At 51.6% G+C, this 3,055-nt stretch carries 1 rRNA gene; it reads right to left on the minus strand.

Going from position 1 to position 3,055, the window contains the following annotated elements:
* Positions 1-63: 63 nt before the first annotated feature.
* Positions 64-2,967, minus strand: a 23S ribosomal RNA gene (locus C7U55_RS13335).
* Positions 2,968-3,055: the final 88 nt, after the last annotated feature.

The raw sequence follows: 3,055 nt of genomic DNA on the forward strand, positions 1-3,055 counted from the left end.
AAGTATCCTTCAGGACACTCAAAACCAGATAGTAGTCTCTTTCTTTCAAGCTCGCTTGCCTTTTCGGTCAAGCCCTCGACCTATTAGTATCAGTCCGCTTAACATGTCACCATGCTTACACTCCTGACCTATCTACCTTATCGTCTTTAAGGGGTCTTACTTGCTTGCGCAATGGGAAATCTCATCTTGAAGTGGGTTTCACACTTAGATGCCTTCAGCGTTTATCCCTTCCGCATTTAGCTACCCAGCTATGCCACTGGCGTGACAACTGGTCCACCATTGATGCGTCCATCCCGGTCCTCTCGTACTGAGGACAGCTCTTCTCAAATTTCCTGCGCCCACGACAGATAGGGACCGAACTGTCTCACGACGTTCTGAACCCAGCTCGCGTACCGCTTTAATGGGCGAACAGCCCAACCCTTGGAACCGACTTCAGCTCCAGGATGCGATGAGCCGACATCGAGGTGCCAAACCTCCCCGTCGATGTGAACTCTTGGGGGAGATCAGCCTGTTATCCCCAGGGTAGCTTTTATCCGTTGAGCGACGGCCTTTCCATTCAGCACCGCCGGATCACTAAGCCCGACTTTCGTCCCTGCTCGACTTGTAGGTCTCGCAGTCAAACACCCTTTTGCCTTTGCACTCTGCGCTTGGTTTCCATCCAAGCTGAGGGTATCTTTGGGCGCCTCCGTTACTCTTTGGGAGGCGACCGCCCCAGTCAAACTGCCCGACTGACACTGTCCCGTCAACGGCTTTACGTCGTCCGGTTAGAAATCCAATACAACAGGGGTAGTATCCCAACAGCGGCTCCTTGAATACTGGCGTATCCATCTCTTTGCCTCCTACCTATCCTGTACATGCTGCATCAAATCCCAATATCAACCTGCAGTGAAGCTCCATGGGGTCTTTCCGTCTAGTCGCGGGTAACCTGCATCTTCACAGGTACTAAGACTTCACCGAGTCTACAGCTGAGACAGCGCCCAAATCGTTACGCCTTTCGTGCGGGTCAGAACTTACCTGACAAGGAATTTCGCTACCTTAGGACCGTTATAGTTACGGCCGCCGTTTACTGGGGCTTCAGTTCAGGGCTTCACTTGCGTTAACCCCTCCCCTTAACCTTCCAGCACCGGGCAGGCGTCACCCCCTATACTTCGCCTTGCGGCTTAGCAGAGAGCTGTGTTTTTGGTAAACAGTCGCTTGGGCCGTTTCACTGCGGCTCATATCTCTATGAGCACTCCTTCTCCCTAAGTTACGGAGTCATTTTGCAGAGTTCCTTAGCTATAGTTCTCTCGCTCACCTTAGGATTCTCTCCTCACCCATGTGTGTCCATTTTCGGTACGGGTCACATATACTTTCGTTAGAAACTTTTCTTGGAAGCTCCTCCACTGCCTTCCGTACTCGCCTTAGCTTTCCGTACGCTTCACGCCTTCTCGTTTCGGATGGTGGATTTGCCTGCCATCCCGATATCTCGCTTGCACCAGCTCTTCCAGCCGCTGGCTGCAGCTTCCTCTCTCCGTCATTCCTTCACATATATATGAGTACAGGAATCTCTACCTGTTGTCCATCGACTACGCCTCTCGGCCTCGCCTTAGGTCCCGACTTACCCAGAGCGGACGAACCTTCCTCTGGAAACCTTGGGTTTTCGGTGCGTGGGATTCTCACCCACGTTCCGCTACTCACACCGGCATTCTCTCTTCCATGATCTCCACGCGTCCTCTCGATCGCGCTTCTCCGTTCATGGAACGCTCCCCTACCATCCCTTGGGATCCATAGCTTCGGTAGTATGCTTAGCCCCGGTAAATTATCGGCGCAGAGTCATTCGACTAGTGAGCTGTTACGCACTCTTTAAAGGATGGCTGCTTCTGAGCCAACCTCCTAGTTGTCTGTACATCTCCACATCCTTTTCCACTTAGCATACATTTTGGGACCTTAGCTGATGGTCTGGGCTGTTTCCCTCTTGACAACGGACCTTATCACCCGCTGTCTGACTGCCGAGTATGTTTCCGTGACATTCGCAGTTTGATTATGCTCAGTACCCCGAGATGGGGCCATCACATATTCAGTGCTCTACCTTCACGCAACTCTCTACCTCGACGCTAGCCCTAAAGCTATTTCGGGGAGAACCAGCTATCTCCGGGTTCGATTGGAATTTCACCCCTAGCCACAACTCATCCGCCAACGTTTCAACGGGGGTCGGTTCGGTCCTCCATCGGGTTTTACCCCAACTTCAACCTGGTCATGGCTAGATCACCCGGTTTCGGGTCTACTGCATGCAACTTTCGCCCTCTTAAGACTCGCTTTCGCTTCGGCTCCGCATATCCTGCTTAACCTCGCTCCATACAGTAACTCGCCGGTTCATTCTACAAAAGGCACGCCATCACCCTTTAACGGGCTCTGACTTCTTGTAGGCATATGGTTTCAGGTTCTCTTTCACTCCCCTCCCGGGGTTCTTTTCACCTTTCCCTCACGGTACTGGTTCACTATCGGTCACTACTCTCGTATTTAGCCTTGCCGGATGGTCCCGGCCGATTCAGACAGGATTCCTCGTGTCCCGCCCTACTCAGGTGTCATCTCTCTCCAGTCTCTCATTTCGAGTACGGGGCTCTCACCCTCTCTCGCTCACCTTCCCATGTGATTCCTCTATGATCCTCTGTCAGATTCCTTGATGATCCTACTACCCCGATCCTCAGATCGGTTTGGGCTCTTTCCCTTTCGCTCGCCGCTACTCAGAAAATCATTCTTATTTTCTCTTCCTGCAGGTACTTAGATGTTTCAGTTCCCTGCGTCTCGCCTCATCATGTCTATGTATTCAACATGTGATCCATGGATTTGACTCCATGCGGGTTCCCCCATTCGGATATCGACGGATCTTTGCGTGCTTACCGCTTCCCGTCGCATTTCGCTGTTTGCTGCGTCCTTCTTCGCCGGAGTGTGCCTAGGCATTCCCCATACGCCCTTTCTTGCTTTACCTTCTAGGTTTGCTTGCTTGAACTTTTTTTCGTTTACACTTGCTGTAAAATCTTAGTTACTTTCGACTTTTCGTACTAGACCATTTTTT

The organism is Faecalibacillus faecis, from assembly GCF_003024675.1.
GTDB classification, from domain to species: Bacteria; Bacillota_I; Bacilli_A; order Erysipelotrichales; family Coprobacillaceae; genus Faecalibacillus; species Faecalibacillus faecis.